The following is a 17,302-nucleotide window of genomic DNA, read 5'->3' as shown; positions in this document are numbered from 1 at the left end:
CCGCATCAAGTGCGGAATGAAAAGTTGAACTTTTGATAGGTTAGTTTTGTTTTCCATTTGAGTAAGGGTTCTCCTCCTTTGGAGGAGTTAGAGGAGGCTTTTAATAAATTCTTTAGCGTTTACTCCAGGATTATTAGTTTTCATAAAGTTTTCGCCAATTAAAAACCCTTGATAACCGAAGGTTTTAAGTGATTGTATAGACTGGATGTCACTTATGCCACTTTCTGAAACTTTTACAAACTCGTCAGGGATTTTAGTGCTAAGAGTTTTACTAGTTTCTAAACTTACTTCGAAAGTCTTAAGGTTGCGGTTATTTACACCTATCATATCAAGACTAGGCATTATAGATTTTTGCAATTCATCTTCATTATGAACTTCTAACAATACATCTAAGTTTAGGTTTTTCGCTAATTGAGAAAATTGTTTAATCTCTTCTTGGGTTAAAATGGCAGCAATAAGTAAAATTGCATCTGCACCATAAGATTTAGCTTCAATAATTTGATATTCGTCAACAATAAACTCTTTTCTTAAAAGTGGCAGGTTGCAGCTAGCTCTAGCCACTATTAAATCGTCAAGAGAACCACCAAAATATTTTCCATCGGTTAGTACAGACATTCCGCAAACACCAGCATTTTCATAACCTGTTGCAACGTCTTGAACATTTAAGCCATTGTTGATAATTGATTTTGAAGGTGAGCGACGTTTGTGTTCAGCAATAATACCTGAAGAGCTGTTTTTAAGTTTTTCGGATAATGAAACCGTTGCTCTGTTAAACAGTTGTGAGCTTTCCAATTGTTGTGTACTTATCAAGGCTTTTTTTAAATCAACCTCTTTACGTTTATCAAATACTATTTTGTCGAGTATATTCATTATTTGCTCAGTTCTACTAATTTGTCAAAACTTTTCTTTGCTTTACCACTCATAAGTGACTCTTTAGCTTCGCTAAACGCCTCTTGAATGGTGTTGTTTTTTACTGTTGAAATAGCAATAGCTGCATTGGCGCAAACCACATTGTTTTGGGCTTCAGTACCTTGACCAAGAAGTACATGGGTGAATATTTTTGCCGATGTTTTTACAGAATCGCCACCATGTATTGCATCTTGATGCAATTTTTCAACTCCAAAATCTTTTGGGTTGATAACAACATCTCCCTTGTTGCTTGACAGTTTTGATGCTCCTGTTAAAGAAATTTCGTCATAACCATCTAAAGCATGTATAATGCTATAATTTTTATCAGTGTTTTGGTACAAATAACTATATTGTCTCAACAGCTCCAAACTAAATACACCAATCATTTGGTTTTTTGGAAACGACGGATTTACCATTGGTCCAAGCATATTAAAAAATGTTTTTACACCAAGTTCGCGTCGTATTGGAGCAACGTGTTTCATTGCAGGATGAAATAATGGTGCATGAAGCACACAAATACCAGCTTTATCTAAACAGGTTTTTAAAAAATCGATATCGTTACTAAATTTTACACCTAAAAACTCAAGCACATTTGAAGAGCCGCAAGCCGAAGATACACCATAGTTACCATGTTTTGAAACATGAACTCCAGCTCCTGCAGTAACAAACGATGCTAGAGTGGAAATGTTAAATGTGTCTTTTCCGTCACCACCTGTTCCGCATAAATCAATAGCGTTAAAGTCATTTAAATCTACAGGAATACAAAGGTCTAAAAGCGCATCTCTAAAGCCCAATAACTCTTGGGTTGTAATACTTCGCATCATATATACAGTTAAAAAAGAGGCAATCTGACTTTGGTTGTACTCTCCTTTAGAAATGTTAACCAAAACATTTTTAGCTTCTTCGGTAGAAATGCTTTCTTGGTTTATTAATCGGTTTAAAATGGTTTTCATATTTGGATATTCTGTCCTGAAATGTCAATGCGTTCAGGATTTTATAGTTTTAATTTTTAATAAATGATGAATTAATAGAAAAACGACAATATTAACTTTTAACCCAGTTTTCTAGCATTTGTTTTCCGTTAGGCGTTAAAACAGATTCTGGATGAAACTGAACACCTCTTACATCATACACTTTGTGTCTTAAAGACATTACTTGTCCGTTGTCGTCAAACGATGTGGCTTCTAAAACATCAGGAAGCTTTTCATCTACAACCCAAGAGTGGTAGCGACCAACAGCAATGGTTTTGTCCATGTTTTTAAAAAGAATTTCATCATCTGCAGTAATATTTACCTGAGTAGAAACGCCATGATATACACTTTTAAGATTGATGAGTTTGCCTCCAAAAACTTCACCTATGGCTTGTTGACCCAAGCAAACACCTAGAATGCTTTTTGAGGCTGCATAGGTTTCAATAATAGGTTTTAATAAACCAGCTTCATCAGGAATTCCAGGTCCTGGAGATAATACAATTTTGTCAAACGCTTTTACGAAATCCAGCTCTAGTTGGTCGTTGCGTTTTACAGTTACTTCACAATCTAAATCCTCAAGATAATGCACAAGGTTGTAAGTAAAACTGTCGTAATTATCAATAACTAATATTCTTTTCATGGCTATAAATTTTCAGCAAATTCAATGGCTCTTGTAAGTGCGCCTAATTTGTTATATACTTCTTGTAATTCATTTTCAGGATTTGATTTTGAGACCAATCCAGCTCCTGCTTGCCAATGCAGTGTATGGTTTTTACTTAAAAAAGTCCTAATCATAATGGCATGATTAAAGTTGCCTTCAAAATCCATAAACCCAATGGCTCCACCATAAAAGTCGCGACTTGTTTTCTCATATGTTTCAATAAGTTGCATTGCTTTATGTTTTGGAGCTCCACTTAAAGTTCCAGCAGGAAAAGTGTCAGCAACTACTTGCATAGTTGTGGTTTTGTCGTGTTTGTTACCAGAAACTTTACTTACCAAATGAATAACATGAGAGAAAAACTGAACCTCTCTGTAGGTGTCGACCTTTACATTGTTTCCGTGTCTACTCAAATCGTTACGCGCTAAATCAACGAGCATAACATGTTCTGAGTTTTCTTTGATGTCTTCAGAAAGTTGCTTAGCTAGTTCAGCATCTTTTTCATCGCTTCCTGTGCGCTTAAAAGTACCTGCTATTGGGTGAATTTCAGCTTTTCCATTGTTTACAATCAATTGTGCTTCTGGCGAACTTCCAAAGATTTTAAAATCACCATAATCAAAGTAAAATAGGTAAGGAGAAGGATTGATGCTACGTAAGGCTCTGTATACATTAAACTCGTCACCTTTAAAATTTTGAGAGAATTTTTTTGAAAGTACTAATTGAAACACATCACCTCTAGCACAATGTTTTTTTGCAAGTTCTACATGCTCTTTGTATTCATTGTCAGTAAGGTTTGATTTAGTTTCGCCATCAGTTGAAAAATTAAAAACGGCAAAGTTTTTAGATTTTATAAGCTGATGAATATCGTCAATATTGTTTTCGGTATCAAAGCAATGTGCAAAAATATAGGCTACGTTTTTATGGTGGTTAATGGCAATGATATTTTGATACACAGCATAGTAAATATCTGGAATGTCCAGATGGTCTTCTTTTTTTGAAATTTTAATATCTTCAAAGTAGCGTACAGCATCATAAGCCATATATCCAAAAATGCCATTGTTAATAAACTTAAATTCCTTATCAGAATCTACTTTAAAACGCTGTGTGAATTTGTGAATTTTTTCAGTGACATTAACATCATCTTTTATCTTATTGATAATGCTGCTGCCATCAGGAAACTGTTCGGTAATGGTTTCGTTTTTTACTTTAATAGAAGCAATTGGGTTACAGCAGATGTATGAAAAACTATTATCGTTTGCATGGTAGTCACTACTTTCAAGTAAAATACTGTTGGGAAACTTGTCGCGTACTTTAAGGTAGATGCTAACAGGAGTAATTGTGTCGGCAAGAATTTTTTTATAATGTGTGTAAAGGCTAAAGGTTTTCATTGGTAAATAAATTAAAAAAGGCTTGTCGTGAATGACAAGCCTTTTTGATATTTTTAGTTTTAAATATACTAATAGGGATTAGTTCACGAAAATTGAGTTTCGAGACATCCACCACCAAGTATTATTTAAAATTGTATTCATGTTTTTATTTGTTGGGTCAAATATAGAAATGAAAATTATTTTTTCAAATTATTTGTAGAAATATTTGTGTGGGAGGATTTTAATTTAAATTAAGCCCTATAAAGTTTTGTTAAAGATTAAAGGTTTTTCAGTGTTATGCTTACTTTTATAATATGAAATATACACTGTTAATACTAACAATGATCTTGTGTTTTTCCTGTAAAGAGGAAGGAAAAGATGCTATTGCCGAAGCACAAATTGAAACTCCTAATACCTTAGAGTTAGAAGTTCATGATTTTAATGGTATAAAAAAATACCTAACAGCTACTGATGATAAAACCTATGTAGTTAACTTTTGGGCAACATGGTGTGCACCTTGCGTTAAAGAGTTGCCTTATTTTGAAACATTAAATTCTGAATATAAAACTAAAGATGTTGAGGTGATATTGATAAGTTTAGATTTCCCTTCTAAATATGAATCAAAACTTAAACCTTTTATAGTTGATAAGAAATTACAATCTAAAGTTGTGGCGCTTGACGATGCTGATGCTAACTCTTGGATTCCTAAGGTAGATGAAAGCTGGTCAGGAGCAATTCCTGCTACAGTAATTTTCAATAAAAATAAACGTAAGTTCTACGAAAAATCATTTACTTATAATGAGCTAGAAACCGAATTAAAACAATTTTTAAACTAAAACAAAACACTATGAAAACATTAAAACTAGTATTTGCTTTTGTAGCTATGTTATCACTTTCAGCATTCACAACTGTAGGTGATGGTGATGGTTATCATGTAGGTGATATTGCAACAGATTTTAAACTTGAAAATATTGATGGTAAAATGGTGTCTTTAGCAGATTATAAAAATGCTAAAGGATTCATTGTAATATTTACATGCAATACTTGCCCTTATGCTGTTGCTTACGAGGACAGAATTATTGAATTAGACAAAAAATATGCTGATAAAGGTTATCCTGTTATAGCTATTATGCCAAATAATACCGATGTTAAACCTGGAGATAATATGGAAGCTATGCAAGCAAGAGCAAAATCAAAAGGGTTTACATTTCCTTATTTAATTGACGAAGGACAAAAAATCTATCCTCAATATGGAGCAACAAAAACACCACATGTATATGTGCTACAAAAAACTGCAAAAGGGAATCAGGTGAAGTACATTGGAGCTATTGACGATAACTATAAAGACGCAAGTCAAGTAAATACTACCTACGTTGAAAATGCTGTTGATGCATTATTAAAAGGAAAAGAAATTAAAGAAACACAAACAAGAGCTATAGGATGCTCAATTAAAGTGTAAATAAATACATTTTAAAGCTTAAATTAAAATCCAATTGTAACAGATTGGATTTTTTTTCGTCTATATCATAAAGAAAAGTTAAATTTGTTATAATCAAAAACTAAAAAATGGCAGATTTAACACAAGAAGAATGGGCAAAGCAACTATCAGCGGATACTAATGCTGTGGTTTTGGACGTTAGAACACAAGACGAAGTTGATGAAGGTATAATACCTAATGCAGTGCATATAGATATTTATGGAGGTCAAGAATTTATTTCAAAAGTAGAAGAACTTGACAAAACCAAAAACTATTATGTGTATTGTCGATCTGGAAACAGAAGCGGTCAAGCTTGTGCTATAATGAATCAATTAGGTTTTGATAATGCTTATAATCTTGTTGGAGGTATTACCGAGTGGGAAGGTGATATAGTATAACTTTAAATTGTATTAAAAATGAAACAGGTATTAATTGTGTTGACTTTAATGTTAACATTTACAGTAACAAGCTGTAAAGACGATTCGCAAAGCGATGTTAAACTGGTATCACCAGAAGAAATGCAAACACTTTTAGAATTAGAAGATGTGCAATTAATAGATGTTAGAACACCTGAAGAATTTAAAGAAGGTAACATACCTACTGCTCAAAATATAGATTACAACTCACCAACTTTTGATGAGGATATCACAAAGCTAGACAAAACAAAACCAGTAATATTATATTGTAAGTCTGGAGGAAGAAGCGCAAAATGCGCAAAAAAAATGGAGGAAGCTGGCTTTGTTAAAGTATATGATCTCGATGGAGGCATTTCTAAATGGCAGCATGAAGGCTACGAAGTAGAAATCAAATCTTAACTCACCAAACCGAACATTACGTTCGGTTTTTTTATATCTAAATTTTATTAGTAAAACTTTAACGTCTTTATCAGTTAGTAGTTTGTTAGTATGAAATTGAAGCGTCGACTAAGCAGATTTAAGAAAGCTTTATAATATAATTCTAACACAAGTGTTACATTTGTTAATTCTAACTACTAGACTAATTTTTAAAGAATGAAGAACATCGTTTTAAGTTGTTTGATGCTCATTATGCCTATTGTTGCATCCCAAGCACAAATTTTAGAACCAGTAAAATGGTCAACCTCAGTTGAAAAAATTTCCGATACCGAATATAATTTAGTATCGATTGCCACCATAGATAAAGGTTGGCATTTGTATTCCCAAAATGTGCCAGATGATGGTCCAATCCCAACAACATTTACTTATACAGAAGATGGTTTTCAGTTGATAGAAAATACTAAGGAAGAAGAAGGACACACTGTTGATGATCCTGTGTTTGAAATGAAAATTAAATTTTTTGAAAACAAAGCAGAGTTTAAGCAACGTATCAAAGTGTTAAATAACGAACTCTCTATCGTAAAAGGAGAAGTAGAGTTTATGGTGTGTGATGATGCTAGATGTTTACCGCCAGATACCTCTAGTTTAAGTTTTAATCTTGAAAAAGCAGAAACAACTACTTCAGGAGATATATTTAATGGAAATAATCAAGTTTCACAATTTTTACAACCAGTAACTTGGAATACTTCAGTAGAAAAAATCTCTGATGTTGAATACGATATAATTTATAATGCTACAATTGAAAAGGAATGGCATTTATATTCTCAAGAGCCTATTGATGGTATAGGTCCAATCCCAACTGAGTTTATCTATGCAAATAAGGATAATTCTTATGAACTTGTAGGGGAGACTTTTGAACCAGAAGTTCAACCAATTTTTGATAAAGTATTTGAAATAGATATAAAATATTTTAATGATTACGCTCAATTTGTTCAACGAATAAAACTAAATGATTCATCTATTACAACAATAAATTCTGAAGTGATTTATATGACTTGTAATGATGAAAAATGTATTAATGGCGAAAAAACTTTTGTTATTGCTTTAGATGGAAGTCAAATAGATAATTCAGTGGCATCAGTTGACGAGCGAAGTAGAAAATTGTCTCAAGCTTTAAATCTAAATATAACAGGGCAAGATAAATATGAAGAAGAAAAAGTAGAGGAGAAAAGCAACTTTACAATTTTTCTTTTAGGTTTTCTAGGAGGTTTAATTGCGTTGTTAACACCATGTGTGTTTCCTATGATTCCACTTACTGTTTCCTTTTTTACTAAAAGTGCTGGAAATACTCAAAAAGGAATTGCTAATTCTGTAATGTATGGGTTCTTTATTTTTTTAATTTACTTTTTATTGAGTTTACCATTCCACTTGTTAGATTCATTAGATCCTGAAATTTTAAATAATGTATCAACAAATGTAACTCTCAACATTATTTTCTTTATTATTTTCATTGCTTTTGCTTTTTCGTTTTTCGGTTATTATGAATTAACATTACCTGCTTCATGGAGTAATGCTTTGGATAGTAAAGCAAACAAGATAGGAGGACTCATTGGAGTCTTCTTTATGGCACTCACGTTGGCTATCGTATCTTTTTCTTGTACAGGGCCAATTTTAGGGACTTTATTAGGAAGCTCATTAACATCTGATGGAGGAGCAACACAATTAACGTTAGGAATGAGTGGTTTTGGTTTAGCATTGGCGTTGCCTTTTACTCTGTTTGCAATGTTTCCTAAATGGTTGAATTCTTTACCAAGATCAGGAGGATGGCTAAATACAGTTAAAGTTGTTTTAGGGTTTCTTGAGTTGGCACTAGCCCTTAAGTTTTTATCAAATGCCGATTTGGTTGAGCACTGGGGAATTCTAAAACGTGAAATATTTATTGGCTTATGGATTGTTATTGGAATAGGATTGGCTCTATACCTATTTGGAAAAATTAAATTCCCACATGATGGGCCTTTACAGAAATTAGGTAAAGGTAGAGTTACTACTGGAATTCTAGTAGTAGCCTTTGTGATTTATTTAATTCCAGGGTTGACAAATACAAAGCATGCCAATTTAAAGTTATTAAGTGGTTTCCCTCCTCCAATGTTTTATAGCCTTTATGATAAAACATCTGAATGTCCTTTAGATCTTAATTGTTATAAAGATCTTGATGAAGGTATTGCAGCTGCTAAAGCCGAAAACAAACCAATTATGTTGGATTTTACTGGTTGGGCTTGTGTAAATTGCCGTAAAATGGAGGAGCAGGTATGGAGCAAATCAAAAGTATATGATATGCTAAATGATAATTATATTATAATCTCTCTATACGTGGATGATAGAAAAGAATTGCCGGAAGACCAGAAATTTGATTATTTAAAACCAACAGGTAATATTAAGAAAATAAAGACAATTGGTGATAAATGGGCTACTCTACAAACCATTAATTTTAAAAACAATTCCCAACCTTTTTATGTAATATTGGATCATGATATGAGTATGTTGAATAAAACAACAGCTTATACTCCTAATGTTGATGAATATTACAATTGGTTAAAAACAGGATTAGATAATTTTAAATAATAATAAAAACCGCTTAAATAAGCGGTTTTTTTGGTTTTTACTATAAAGGTTTACGATTTCATTAAAAATCAGTATTCTTTTTTGATGATTTTTTATTAGAATCTAAGATAATTTTAGTTTTTAAAATAAATTATTCTATATTTGTGTAATCGATTACAATTAAAAATTAATTATGTCAAAATACGATACAAGATACGCTTCAAGCCCACAAGCTGTAAAAAAATATGACACTCAAGAATTGCGTGATGAATTCTTGATTGAAAATGTAATGAAAACCGATAAATTGGAATGGGTGTATTCTCATTACGATAGGTATATGGTAGCAGGAGTTGTTCCTGTTAATGAAAAAGTACAATTAGAAACTATCGATCCTTTAAAGTCATCTTATTTCCTAGAAAGAAGAGAATTAGGAATTATTAATGTTGGAGGTTCAGGAGTAATAGTTGTTGATGGTACTACATACGATATAGACCATAAAGAAGCTTTATATCTTGGTCAAGGTAACAATAAAGTTGAGTTTTCTAGTAAAGACGGAAGTAATCCAGCAAAATTTTATTTAAACTCTACACCTGCTCACAAAAAATTTCCAAATAAAAAAATTGGAACTAACGATGTTGAGGTTATAGAATTAGGTTCTGCAGAAACAGCTAATGCCAGAACGCTTAGAAAATACATCGTAAATAGTGTTGTTGATGTATGCCAATTGCAAATGGGAATGACAACCATAAAAACAGGTAGTAGTTGGAATACTATGCCTGCTCATGTGCACGACCGTAGAATGGAAGTGTATTTCTATTTTGAAGTTCCAGAAGATCAGGCGGTAAGTCATTTTATGGGTGAGCCTCAAGAAACAAGACATATCTGGATGGGTAATGAAGAAGCTGTAATCTCACCACCTTGGTCTATTCACTCTGGTTCTGGTACAGCTAGCTATTCTTTTATTTGGGGAATGGCAGGTGAAAATTTAGACTACGGAGATATGGATGTTTGTAAAATCAACGAATTAAGATAAGCATAAAATTATGTTTGATTTAACAGGAAAAACAGCACTAGTTACAGGCTGTAAAAGAGGTATTGGCTTTGCTATGGCAGAAGCATTAGCAGAAGCTGGAGCAGATATTGTTGGTGTGTCAGCATCATTAGAAAAAGAAGGTTCTGCAATAGGACAACGTGTTGAAGAGTTAGGTAGAAAGTTCACAGCATATCAATGTGATTTTTCTAGTCGTGACTCATTATATAGTTTTATTAAAGCTGTAAAATCTGACCACTCTAAAATAGATATTTTAGTTAACAACGCAGGTACTATTTTAAGAAAGCCAGCAGCTGAACATCCTGATGAATATTGGGATAAAGTGATTGAAGTAAACTTAAACGCGCAATTTGTATTAAGTCGAGAAATTGGAAAAGACATGGTTGCTAATGGTTCTGGTAAAATCATTTTCACAGCATCATTACTGACTTTCCAAGGCGGAATTACAGTTCCAGGTTATGCAGCTTCAAAAGGTGCTATTGGTCAGTTAACGATGGCGCTTTCTAACGAATGGGCTTCAAAAAATGTACAGGTTAATGCTATTGCGCCAGGTTATATCGCAACAGATAATACCGAAGCATTGCGCAACGATGAAGACAGAAGTCAATCAATATTAGCAAGAATCCCTGCAGGTAGATGGGGAACACCAAAAGATTTTAAAGGACCTATAGTTTTCCTAGCTTCAGAAGCAAGTGACTACATGAGTGGTTCTATTTTAACCGTAGATGGCGGTTGGATGGGAAGATAAATTAAGAAAGAATGAAACAGTTTATACACGATAATTTTTTGCTGGAAAACAAATATGCTGAAGAGTTATATCATAACTATGCAAAAAATCAACCTATAATAGATTACCATAATCACTTGCCTCCGCAGGAGATTTTAGAAGATAAAGTTTACAATAATCTAACTAACGTATGGATTAATGGCGATCATTACAAATGGCGTGCTATGCGAACTTTAGGAATCAATGAGCGATTTATAACAGGTGACGCATCAGAGAAGGAAAAGTTTATGCAATGGGCAAAAACAGTTCCTTACACAATGCGTAACCCTTTGTATCATTGGACGCATTTAGAATTAGCACGCTATTTTAATGTTCAGGATTTATTAAACGAAAAATCTGCAGAACGCATTTTTGAATCTACTTCAGAGCAGTTAAGTTCTTCAGATTACAGTTGTAGAAACTTACTTCGTAAGGTCAATGCCGAATTGGTTTGTACCACCGAAGATCCAATCGATACATTAGAGCATCACCAAGCACTTGCAGAAAGTAATTTCGAAATTAAAGTAAGCACAGCGTTTAGACCAGACAAAGCTATTTTAATAGCAAATGATGGTTATAACGATTATATGGGTGTGCTTGGAAAAGCAGCAGATAAAGAGATTTCTAATTATCAAGATTTAAAAGACGCACTACGCAGTAGAATAGAATACTTCCATAATAATGGATGTAGATTGTGTGATCACGGTCTAAATCAAATTTCTTTCGTTGACTATACAGATAATGAAGTTGAAACGATTTTCAAGAAGAAAAGAGCAGGAGATACATTAACAAAAGATGAGGTACTTAAGTTTGAAACAGCTATTCTTTTATACCTGTCGGAAACGTATCATGAATTTGGTTGGGTACAACAATTCCATTTAGGAGCATTAAGAAATAACAATGCGCGTATGCATAGTATTCTCGGACCAGATACAGGTTGGGATTCTATTGGAGATTATCCGCAAGCTGAAAAATTATCTGCATTTTTAAATGCATTAGACGGAAAAGATAAACTCACAAAAACCATAATTTATAACTTAAATCCTGCTGACAACGAAGTTATGGCGACCATGATTGGTAACTTTAACGATGGTAGTGTAAAAGGAAAAGTTCAGTTTGGTTCTGGTTGGTGGTTTTTAGATCAAAAAGATGGTATGACCAAACAAATGAATGCCTTATCTAATATGGGATTAATTAGCTGTTTTATTGGTATGCTTACCGATTCGCGTAGCTTTTTATCATTCCCAAGGCACGAATATTTCAGACGTTTGCTTTGTAATCTTTTAGGAGACGAAATTCAACGTGGTGAGTTGCCAAAAGAAGAGCTGGAATGGATTGGTAAAATCGTTTCAGATATCAGTTATTTCAACGCTAAAGAATATTTTAATTTTTAATTAGAAACGCATGTCTGACGCAGCTGTTTTTTTTGAGCAAGACAAGATAGAGTGGGAAGTTTTAGATGATAAAATTAGCCGTCAAATTGTTGGTTACGATGATACAATGATGATGGTTAATGTAAAGTTTAAAAAAGATGGTGTAGGTCAAATGCACAATCATTTTCATACACAAACCACATACATTTCTAGTGGTAAATTTGAAGTGACTATTGATGACAAAAAGAAAATTCTTAAAGAAGGTGATTCTTTTTTTGTGCCATCAAACGTTATGCATGGTGTTGTCTGTCTAGAAGAAGGCATGCTGGTAGATGTTTTTAATCCAAAGCGTGAAGATTTTTTAAAATAATGAAATTAGTAAACAATGAATAAAGTAGTTGCATTTGGAGAAATAATGTTACGATTGTCTACCGAAAGACATTTGAGGTTTTCGCAAGCGAAATTCTTTGCGGCTTCTTATGGTGGTGGCGAGTTTAATGTAGCAGTGTCTTTAGCGAACTATGGAATTTCTTCAGAATTTGTTTCACGAATTCCTGATAACGAAATAGGAGCCTGTACACTTAAAGAAATGCGAAAGCTTAATGTAGGTTCCGATAATGTTGTTTTAGGAGGCGACCGTTTAGGTATTTATTTCCTAGAAACAGGAGCAGGAACTCGTGGTAGCAATGTGGTTTATGATAGAGCCAATAGTGCTATTGCAACCGCAAGTAAAGACGATTTTAATTGGGAAGAGATACTTAAAGATGCAACTTGGTTTCATTGGAGCGGTATTACACCAGCAATTTCAGAAAGTGCAGCAGAGGCATGTTTAGATGCTGTAAAAACAGCTCATAAAATGGGATTAACCATTTCATGTGATTTAAACTACAGAGCAAAACTTTGGCAATATGGTAAGCAACCTAAAGACGTTATGCCAGAGCTTTTAAAATACAGTCATATCATTTTAGGAGATATAGATACTGCTTACTTTATGTTAGGCAAAGATAAGGTGTCTCCAAACTATCAAGACGAAGCTTCGCTTCCTGTATTGTATGAAAAAATATTTGAAATCTGTCCAAACCTAAAAACCGTAGCAACAACTTTGCGTTATTCTGTGAGTGCTTCTCATCAACGTATTGGTGGTGTTTTGTTTGACGGAAAAGGCTTGTATCATGCCGCAGTAAAAGAAGTAACGCCTGTGGTTGATAGAGTAGGAAGTGGCGATGCCTTTATGGGTGGATTAATTTACGGACTATTAAAATATAAGTCTGATACACAAAAAGCATTAGATTTTGCTGTGGCAGCTTGCTGCTTAAAGCATACCATTTCTGGCGATTACAATTTAGTGTCTGTACAAGAAGTAGAAAATATGGTAAACGGAAACGCTACCGGAAAAGTATCAAGATAGTATATGATGACCTTAAAGCAAATATCGCACATTACAGGGTTTTCAACCTCTACGGTTTCAAAAGCCTTAAACGATAGGTTTGATATCAATGTTGAAACCAAAAAACTGATTCAAGATATTGCTTTAAAAAACAACTATGTTCCTAATAAAAATGCCATTGCTTTAAGAAAAAGCAAATCAAATATTGTGGCTGTAATATTGCCGCAAGTAAATGATAAATGGTATAGCGATACGTTATACGAAATTCAAAAAACGGCATCAAAGGCTGGTTATCGCGTTATGCTTTTTCAGTCGTTTGATGATACTTCAAAAGAAGATACATATCTAGATGAAATAAACGATGGTAGTATTGATGCAGCCATTGTACTTTCAGCAAATAACAATATAAAAAAGAATAAGTTTACTGTAATGCCTATTGCCTTTGTTCAAATTACAAAAGAGCAATCTGCACAAGAGTTAATTCAACTTTCAGTAAACAGTTTTAAAACATTATTAGAGCGCATATAATTATGGCACAATATACAAGAATAGACGTTGCAAAAACTATGAAAGAAACAGGGCTAGTTCCCTTGTTTTACAATGCTGATATTGCTGTTTGTAAGCAGGTGTTAAAAGCCTGTTATGATGGTGGAGCAAGATTAATGGAGTTTGTTTCAAGAGGAGATTTTGCTCACGAAGTTTTTGGTGAACTAAATAAATACGCTATTGCAGAACTACCAGGAATGATTTTAGGCGTAGGATCTGTTACAGATGCTGCCTCAGCGTCATTATACATGCAATTAGGAGCTAACTTTATTGTAACACCTGTACTTCGAGAAGATATTGCTATTGTTTGTAATAGACGTAAAGTATTATGGTCTCCTGGATGTGGCTCGCTTACTGAAATAGCTAAAGCAGAAGAGTTAGGTTGTGAGGTTGTAAAATTATTTCCTGGTGATGTTTATGGGCCAAAGTTTGTAAAAGGAATCAAAGGACCACAACCATGGACATCTATTATGCCAACTGGAGGCGTAGCACCAACCGAAGAAAATTTAAAAGCTTGGTTTGAAGCAGGTGTAACTTGCGTAGGTATGGGATCAAAACTAATTTCAAAAGAAATTATCGCAAATAATGATTTTAAAGCGCTTGAAACCAATGTTAAAAATGCATTGGATATAATTAAGACCATAAAAACACAATAACTATGAAACGCCTTTTTACAGTACTTACTTATGTTATGGTTTTTGCGCTTTACTCAAGCTGTAATACCATTAGCGATACACGCACTATAAAGTTAGCACATAGTTTAGATGTTAATCATTCTGTGCATAAAGCTATGGTTAAAATGGGTGAAGATTTAGCCGAAATTTCTGACGGGAAAATGCAGTTGGAAATATACCCAAGTCAGCAATTAGGTACTGAACGTGAATGTATAGAATTACTTCAAATAGGAAGTTTAGATATGACTAAAGTATCTGTTGGTGTGATGGAAAATTTTGCACCAAGAACTAAAGTTTTCGGATTGCCATTTTTGTTTAGAGATAAACAGCATTTATTTAATGTTTTAGATGGTCCTGTTGGAAAAGAATTGCTAGATGAAGGCACCAAGTATTGGATAAAAGGTATGGGCTATTACGATGCAGGTAGTAGAAGTTTTTATACAAAAGACAAGCCTGTGAATTCTCCAGAAGACTTAAAAGGACTTAAAATTAGAGTAATGGAAAGTGTTACTGCTATGGATATGGTAAAAAGTCTTGGAGGTTCGGCAACACCAATTTCTTGGGGAGAACTTTATACATCTTTACAACAAGGTGTAGTTGATGGAGCTGAAAATAATCCACCTAGTTTTTACCTGTCAAGACACTATGAGGTTTGTAAATACTATTCTTTAGATGAGCATACATCCTTGCCTGATGTATTGATTATTGGGACACATATTTGGAATGATTTATCTGAACAAGAAAGAACGTGGTTGCAAGAAGCTGTAGATAAATCGGTAACCTATCAACGTACTTTATGGGCAGATGCAGAAAAAGAAGCTTTAGATGCCGTAGAAGCTGCTGGAGTTACTGTGATAAGACCTGATAAAACATTGTTTTCTAAAGAGGTTGAGGAAGTGTACGAACATTATGGTCAAGATGCCGACATGAAAAGTTTAATAGACAGAATAAAAAACACCCAGTAATATGACTTTGAGAGAAAAAATAGATAAAGTTTTAGGAAATATTCTCATTGTCATTATGGGAGTTATGGTGGTAAATGTAATTTGGCAAGTATTTACAAGGTTTGTTGTGGGTACGCCAAGTTCATTTACTGATGAGTTAGCACGTTATTTAATGATTTGGTTAGGAATACTTGGAGCAGCTTATGTTTCAGGAAGAAATATGCATGTTGCTATAGATGTGCTTCCGCTTCGTTCAAGTAATAAAACACAAAAAAAACTTAAGCTAATCGTTTACATTTTAATTATTTCATTTGCCTTATTTGCAATGGTTGTTGGAGGATTACGATTAGTGTATATCACTTATGTATTAGATCAGCATTCACCTGCATTACAAATACCATTGGCATTGGTGTATTTAGCTATTCCAATAAGCGGATTACTAATCATTTTTTACAAAATTTCAGATATTAAAAATATTAAATAGCCATGGATTATATACCAATTTTAGTTTTAGTAATTAGTTTTATTGGCTTATTGTCAATAGGAACACCTGTGGCTTGGAGTATTTCTATTTCATCTGTATTAACCATGTTAGTTAGTATTCCTGCAATGCCTGCGTTTACAACGGTTTCTCAACGTATGGGAACAGGATTAGACAGTTTTGCGCTTTTAGCAATTCCGTTTTTTATTCTTTCCGGACAGCTCATGAATAAAGGAGGTATTGCGCATAGGCTCATTGCATTTGCAAAAACACTAGTAGGAGCATTACCAGGAGGTTTAGCATTAATTAACGTTATTGGCGCTATGTTGATGGGAGCAATTGCTGGTTCTGCAATGGCATCAGCTTCTGCAATGGGAAGTATTCTTGGTCCAGAAATGGAAAAAGAAGGTTATTCTAAAGAATTTGGCGCTGCAGTAAATATTACATCTGCCACAACAGGGTTAATTATTCCGCCGAGTAATGTGTTGATTGTGTATTCATTAGCAAGTGGTGGCGTTTCTATTGCAGCTCTATTTTTAGCAGGTTATATTCCTGGAATTTTAACAGGTTTATTCTTAATGCTTGTTGCTTCATTTTGGGCTAAAAAGAAAAAGTATAAACTAGGAAAACGTAGTTCATTAAAAGAGGTTTTTAAAACGTTTGTTGATGCTTTACCAAGTTTGTTTTTACTAGTTATTGTTATTGGTGGTATTGTAACCGGAATTTTTACAGCAACAGAAGCTTCGGCAATTGCAGTGCTTTACACGCTTATTTTAGGGTTTGCTTACAAAGAAATCAATATAAAATCATTACCAGAAATTTTATTAGACTCTTCAGCAACAACAGCGGTTGTAATGTTACTTATTGGAGCGTCTATGAGTATGTCTTGGGTGATGTCTTATGAAAATATTCCACAGAATATAAGCTCAACGTTATTAGCGATAAGTGACAACCCAGTAGTAATACTTTTAATCATCAATTTAATTTTATTATTCGTTGGAATTTTCATGGATATGACGCCAGCTGTATTGATTTTTACTCCAATATTTTTACCTGTAGTAACAGGTTTAGGTATGGATCCTGTTCAGTTTGGTATCATCATGGTACTTAATTTATGTATCGGACTCTGTACGCCACCAGTTGGATCCGTCCTCTTTGTTGGTGTTGGAGTAGCGCAAACAACAATTCAAAAAGTAATGAAACCATTACTACCATTGTTTTTAGCAATGATTGTAGCCTTGTTTTTGGTTACATATTTCCCACAGTTAACCCTTTGGTTACCTAAAATATTTGGACTTTAATT

Annotated in this window: 19 protein-coding genes; 15 read left to right on the top strand and 4 right to left on the bottom strand. The window is 33.7% G+C overall.

Annotation, left to right across the window (positions count from 1 at the left end; genetic code table 11):
- Positions 1 to 87 precede the first annotated feature (87 nt).
- The 4 genes from trpC to ACQ0RB_RS00985 all read right to left on the bottom strand — a co-directional run bounded on the left by trpC (position 88) and on the right by ACQ0RB_RS00985 (position 3,926).
- Positions 88 to 870: an indole-3-glycerol phosphate synthase TrpC gene (gene trpC, locus ACQ0RB_RS01000; RefSeq protein ID WP_430495874.1), complete on the bottom strand. Its 783-nt coding sequence runs from the start codon at positions 868 to 870 to the stop codon at positions 88 to 90.
- Positions 870 to 1,862: an anthranilate phosphoribosyltransferase gene (gene trpD, locus ACQ0RB_RS00995; RefSeq protein WP_430495873.1), complete on the bottom strand. Its 993-nt coding sequence runs from the start codon at positions 1,860 to 1,862 to the stop codon at positions 870 to 872. Before trpD ends, trpC begins: the two co-directional genes overlap by 1 nt.
- Before the next feature lie 91 nt (positions 1,863 to 1,953).
- Positions 1,954 to 2,520 (bottom strand): anthranilate synthase component II, encoded by a 567-nt coding sequence (locus tag ACQ0RB_RS00990; RefSeq protein WP_131505847.1) that lies wholly within the window; start codon positions 2,518 to 2,520, stop codon positions 1,954 to 1,956.
- 2 nt (positions 2,521 to 2,522) lie between these two features.
- Entirely contained in the window at positions 2,523 to 3,926 is a 1,404-nt protein-coding gene (locus ACQ0RB_RS00985; RefSeq protein WP_430495872.1) for an anthranilate synthase component I family protein, read from the bottom strand.
- Positions 3,927 to 4,219: 293 nt separating this feature from the next.
- On the opposite strand from ACQ0RB_RS00985, the gene ACQ0RB_RS00980 reads away from it, so the two are divergent.
- The 15 genes from ACQ0RB_RS00980 to ACQ0RB_RS00910 all read left to right on the top strand — a co-directional run bounded on the left by ACQ0RB_RS00980 (position 4,220) and on the right by ACQ0RB_RS00910 (position 17,300).
- Positions 4,220 to 4,741 carry a TlpA family protein disulfide reductase gene (locus ACQ0RB_RS00980; RefSeq protein WP_430495871.1) on the top strand — a complete coding sequence of 174 codons (522 nt, stop codon included), beginning with the start codon at positions 4,220 to 4,222 and terminating at the stop codon, positions 4,739 to 4,741.
- A gap of 11 nt (positions 4,742 to 4,752) precedes the next feature.
- Positions 4,753 to 5,364, top strand: coding sequence for a thioredoxin family protein (locus ACQ0RB_RS00975; protein WP_430495870.1), 612 nt, complete (start codon positions 4,753 to 4,755; stop codon positions 5,362 to 5,364).
- Positions 5,365 to 5,471: 107 nt separating this feature from the next.
- Entirely contained in the window at positions 5,472 to 5,780 is a 309-nt protein-coding gene (locus ACQ0RB_RS00970; RefSeq protein WP_134198752.1) for a rhodanese-like domain-containing protein, read from the top strand.
- Positions 5,781 to 5,798: 18 nt separating this feature from the next.
- The gene (locus tag ACQ0RB_RS00965) at positions 5,799 to 6,197 is read left to right on the top strand and encodes a rhodanese-like domain-containing protein (protein ID WP_129759132.1); all 399 of its coding nucleotides are present in this window, start codon (positions 5,799 to 5,801) and stop codon (positions 6,195 to 6,197) included.
- Positions 6,198 to 6,392: 195 nt separating this feature from the next.
- Positions 6,393 to 8,798 carry a protein-disulfide reductase DsbD domain-containing protein gene (locus tag ACQ0RB_RS00960; protein ID WP_430495869.1) on the top strand — a complete coding sequence of 802 codons (2,406 nt, stop codon included), beginning with the start codon at positions 6,393 to 6,395 and terminating at the stop codon, positions 8,796 to 8,798.
- A 172-nt stretch (positions 8,799 to 8,970) separates the two neighbouring features.
- The gene (gene kduI / locus ACQ0RB_RS00955; RefSeq protein WP_430495868.1) at positions 8,971 to 9,810 is read left to right on the top strand and encodes a 5-dehydro-4-deoxy-D-glucuronate isomerase; all 840 of its coding nucleotides are present in this window, start codon (positions 8,971 to 8,973) and stop codon (positions 9,808 to 9,810) included.
- A 10-nt stretch (positions 9,811 to 9,820) separates the two neighbouring features.
- On the top strand, positions 9,821 to 10,576 hold the full coding sequence (locus tag ACQ0RB_RS00950; RefSeq protein WP_430495867.1) for an SDR family oxidoreductase: 756 nt from the start codon (positions 9,821 to 9,823) through the stop codon (positions 10,574 to 10,576).
- A gap of 11 nt (positions 10,577 to 10,587) precedes the next feature.
- A complete protein-coding gene (gene uxaC / locus ACQ0RB_RS00945) occupies positions 10,588 to 11,988 on the top strand; it encodes a glucuronate isomerase (RefSeq protein WP_430495866.1) in 1,401 nt (466 codons plus the stop codon).
- A gap of 10 nt (positions 11,989 to 11,998) precedes the next feature.
- Positions 11,999 to 12,337, top strand: coding sequence for a cupin domain-containing protein (locus ACQ0RB_RS00940; protein WP_430495865.1), 339 nt, complete (start codon positions 11,999 to 12,001; stop codon positions 12,335 to 12,337).
- 15 nt (positions 12,338 to 12,352) lie between these two features.
- Positions 12,353 to 13,375 (top strand): sugar kinase, encoded by a 1,023-nt coding sequence (locus ACQ0RB_RS00935; protein ID WP_343796490.1) that lies wholly within the window; start codon positions 12,353 to 12,355, stop codon positions 13,373 to 13,375.
- Between the two features lie 3 nt (positions 13,376 to 13,378).
- Positions 13,379 to 13,882: a LacI family DNA-binding transcriptional regulator gene (locus tag ACQ0RB_RS00930; protein WP_131505837.1), complete on the top strand. Its 504-nt coding sequence runs from the start codon at positions 13,379 to 13,381 to the stop codon at positions 13,880 to 13,882.
- Between the two features lie 2 nt (positions 13,883 to 13,884).
- Positions 13,885 to 14,556, top strand: coding sequence for a bifunctional 4-hydroxy-2-oxoglutarate aldolase/2-dehydro-3-deoxy-phosphogluconate aldolase (locus tag ACQ0RB_RS00925; protein ID WP_430495864.1), 672 nt, complete (start codon positions 13,885 to 13,887; stop codon positions 14,554 to 14,556).
- A 2-nt stretch (positions 14,557 to 14,558) separates the two neighbouring features.
- Positions 14,559 to 15,539: a TRAP transporter substrate-binding protein gene (locus tag ACQ0RB_RS00920; protein WP_430495863.1), complete on the top strand. Its 981-nt coding sequence runs from the start codon at positions 14,559 to 14,561 to the stop codon at positions 15,537 to 15,539.
- 1 nt (position 15,540) lies between these two features.
- Positions 15,541 to 16,002, top strand: coding sequence for a TRAP transporter small permease (locus ACQ0RB_RS00915; protein WP_430495862.1), 462 nt, complete (start codon positions 15,541 to 15,543; stop codon positions 16,000 to 16,002).
- A 2-nt stretch (positions 16,003 to 16,004) separates the two neighbouring features.
- Positions 16,005 to 17,300 (top strand): TRAP transporter large permease, encoded by a 1,296-nt coding sequence (locus ACQ0RB_RS00910; protein WP_131505833.1) that lies wholly within the window; start codon positions 16,005 to 16,007, stop codon positions 17,298 to 17,300.
- Positions 17,301 to 17,302 lie beyond the last annotated feature (2 nt).

It is taken from the genome of Gaetbulibacter sp. PBL-D1, from assembly GCF_050509525.1.
Classification (GTDB): Bacteria; Bacteroidota; Bacteroidia; order Flavobacteriales; family Flavobacteriaceae; genus Gaetbulibacter_B; species Gaetbulibacter_B jejuensis.
The sequence above is the reverse complement of the archived record's forward strand: the minus strand, read 5'-3'. Positions and strand labels throughout refer to the sequence as shown.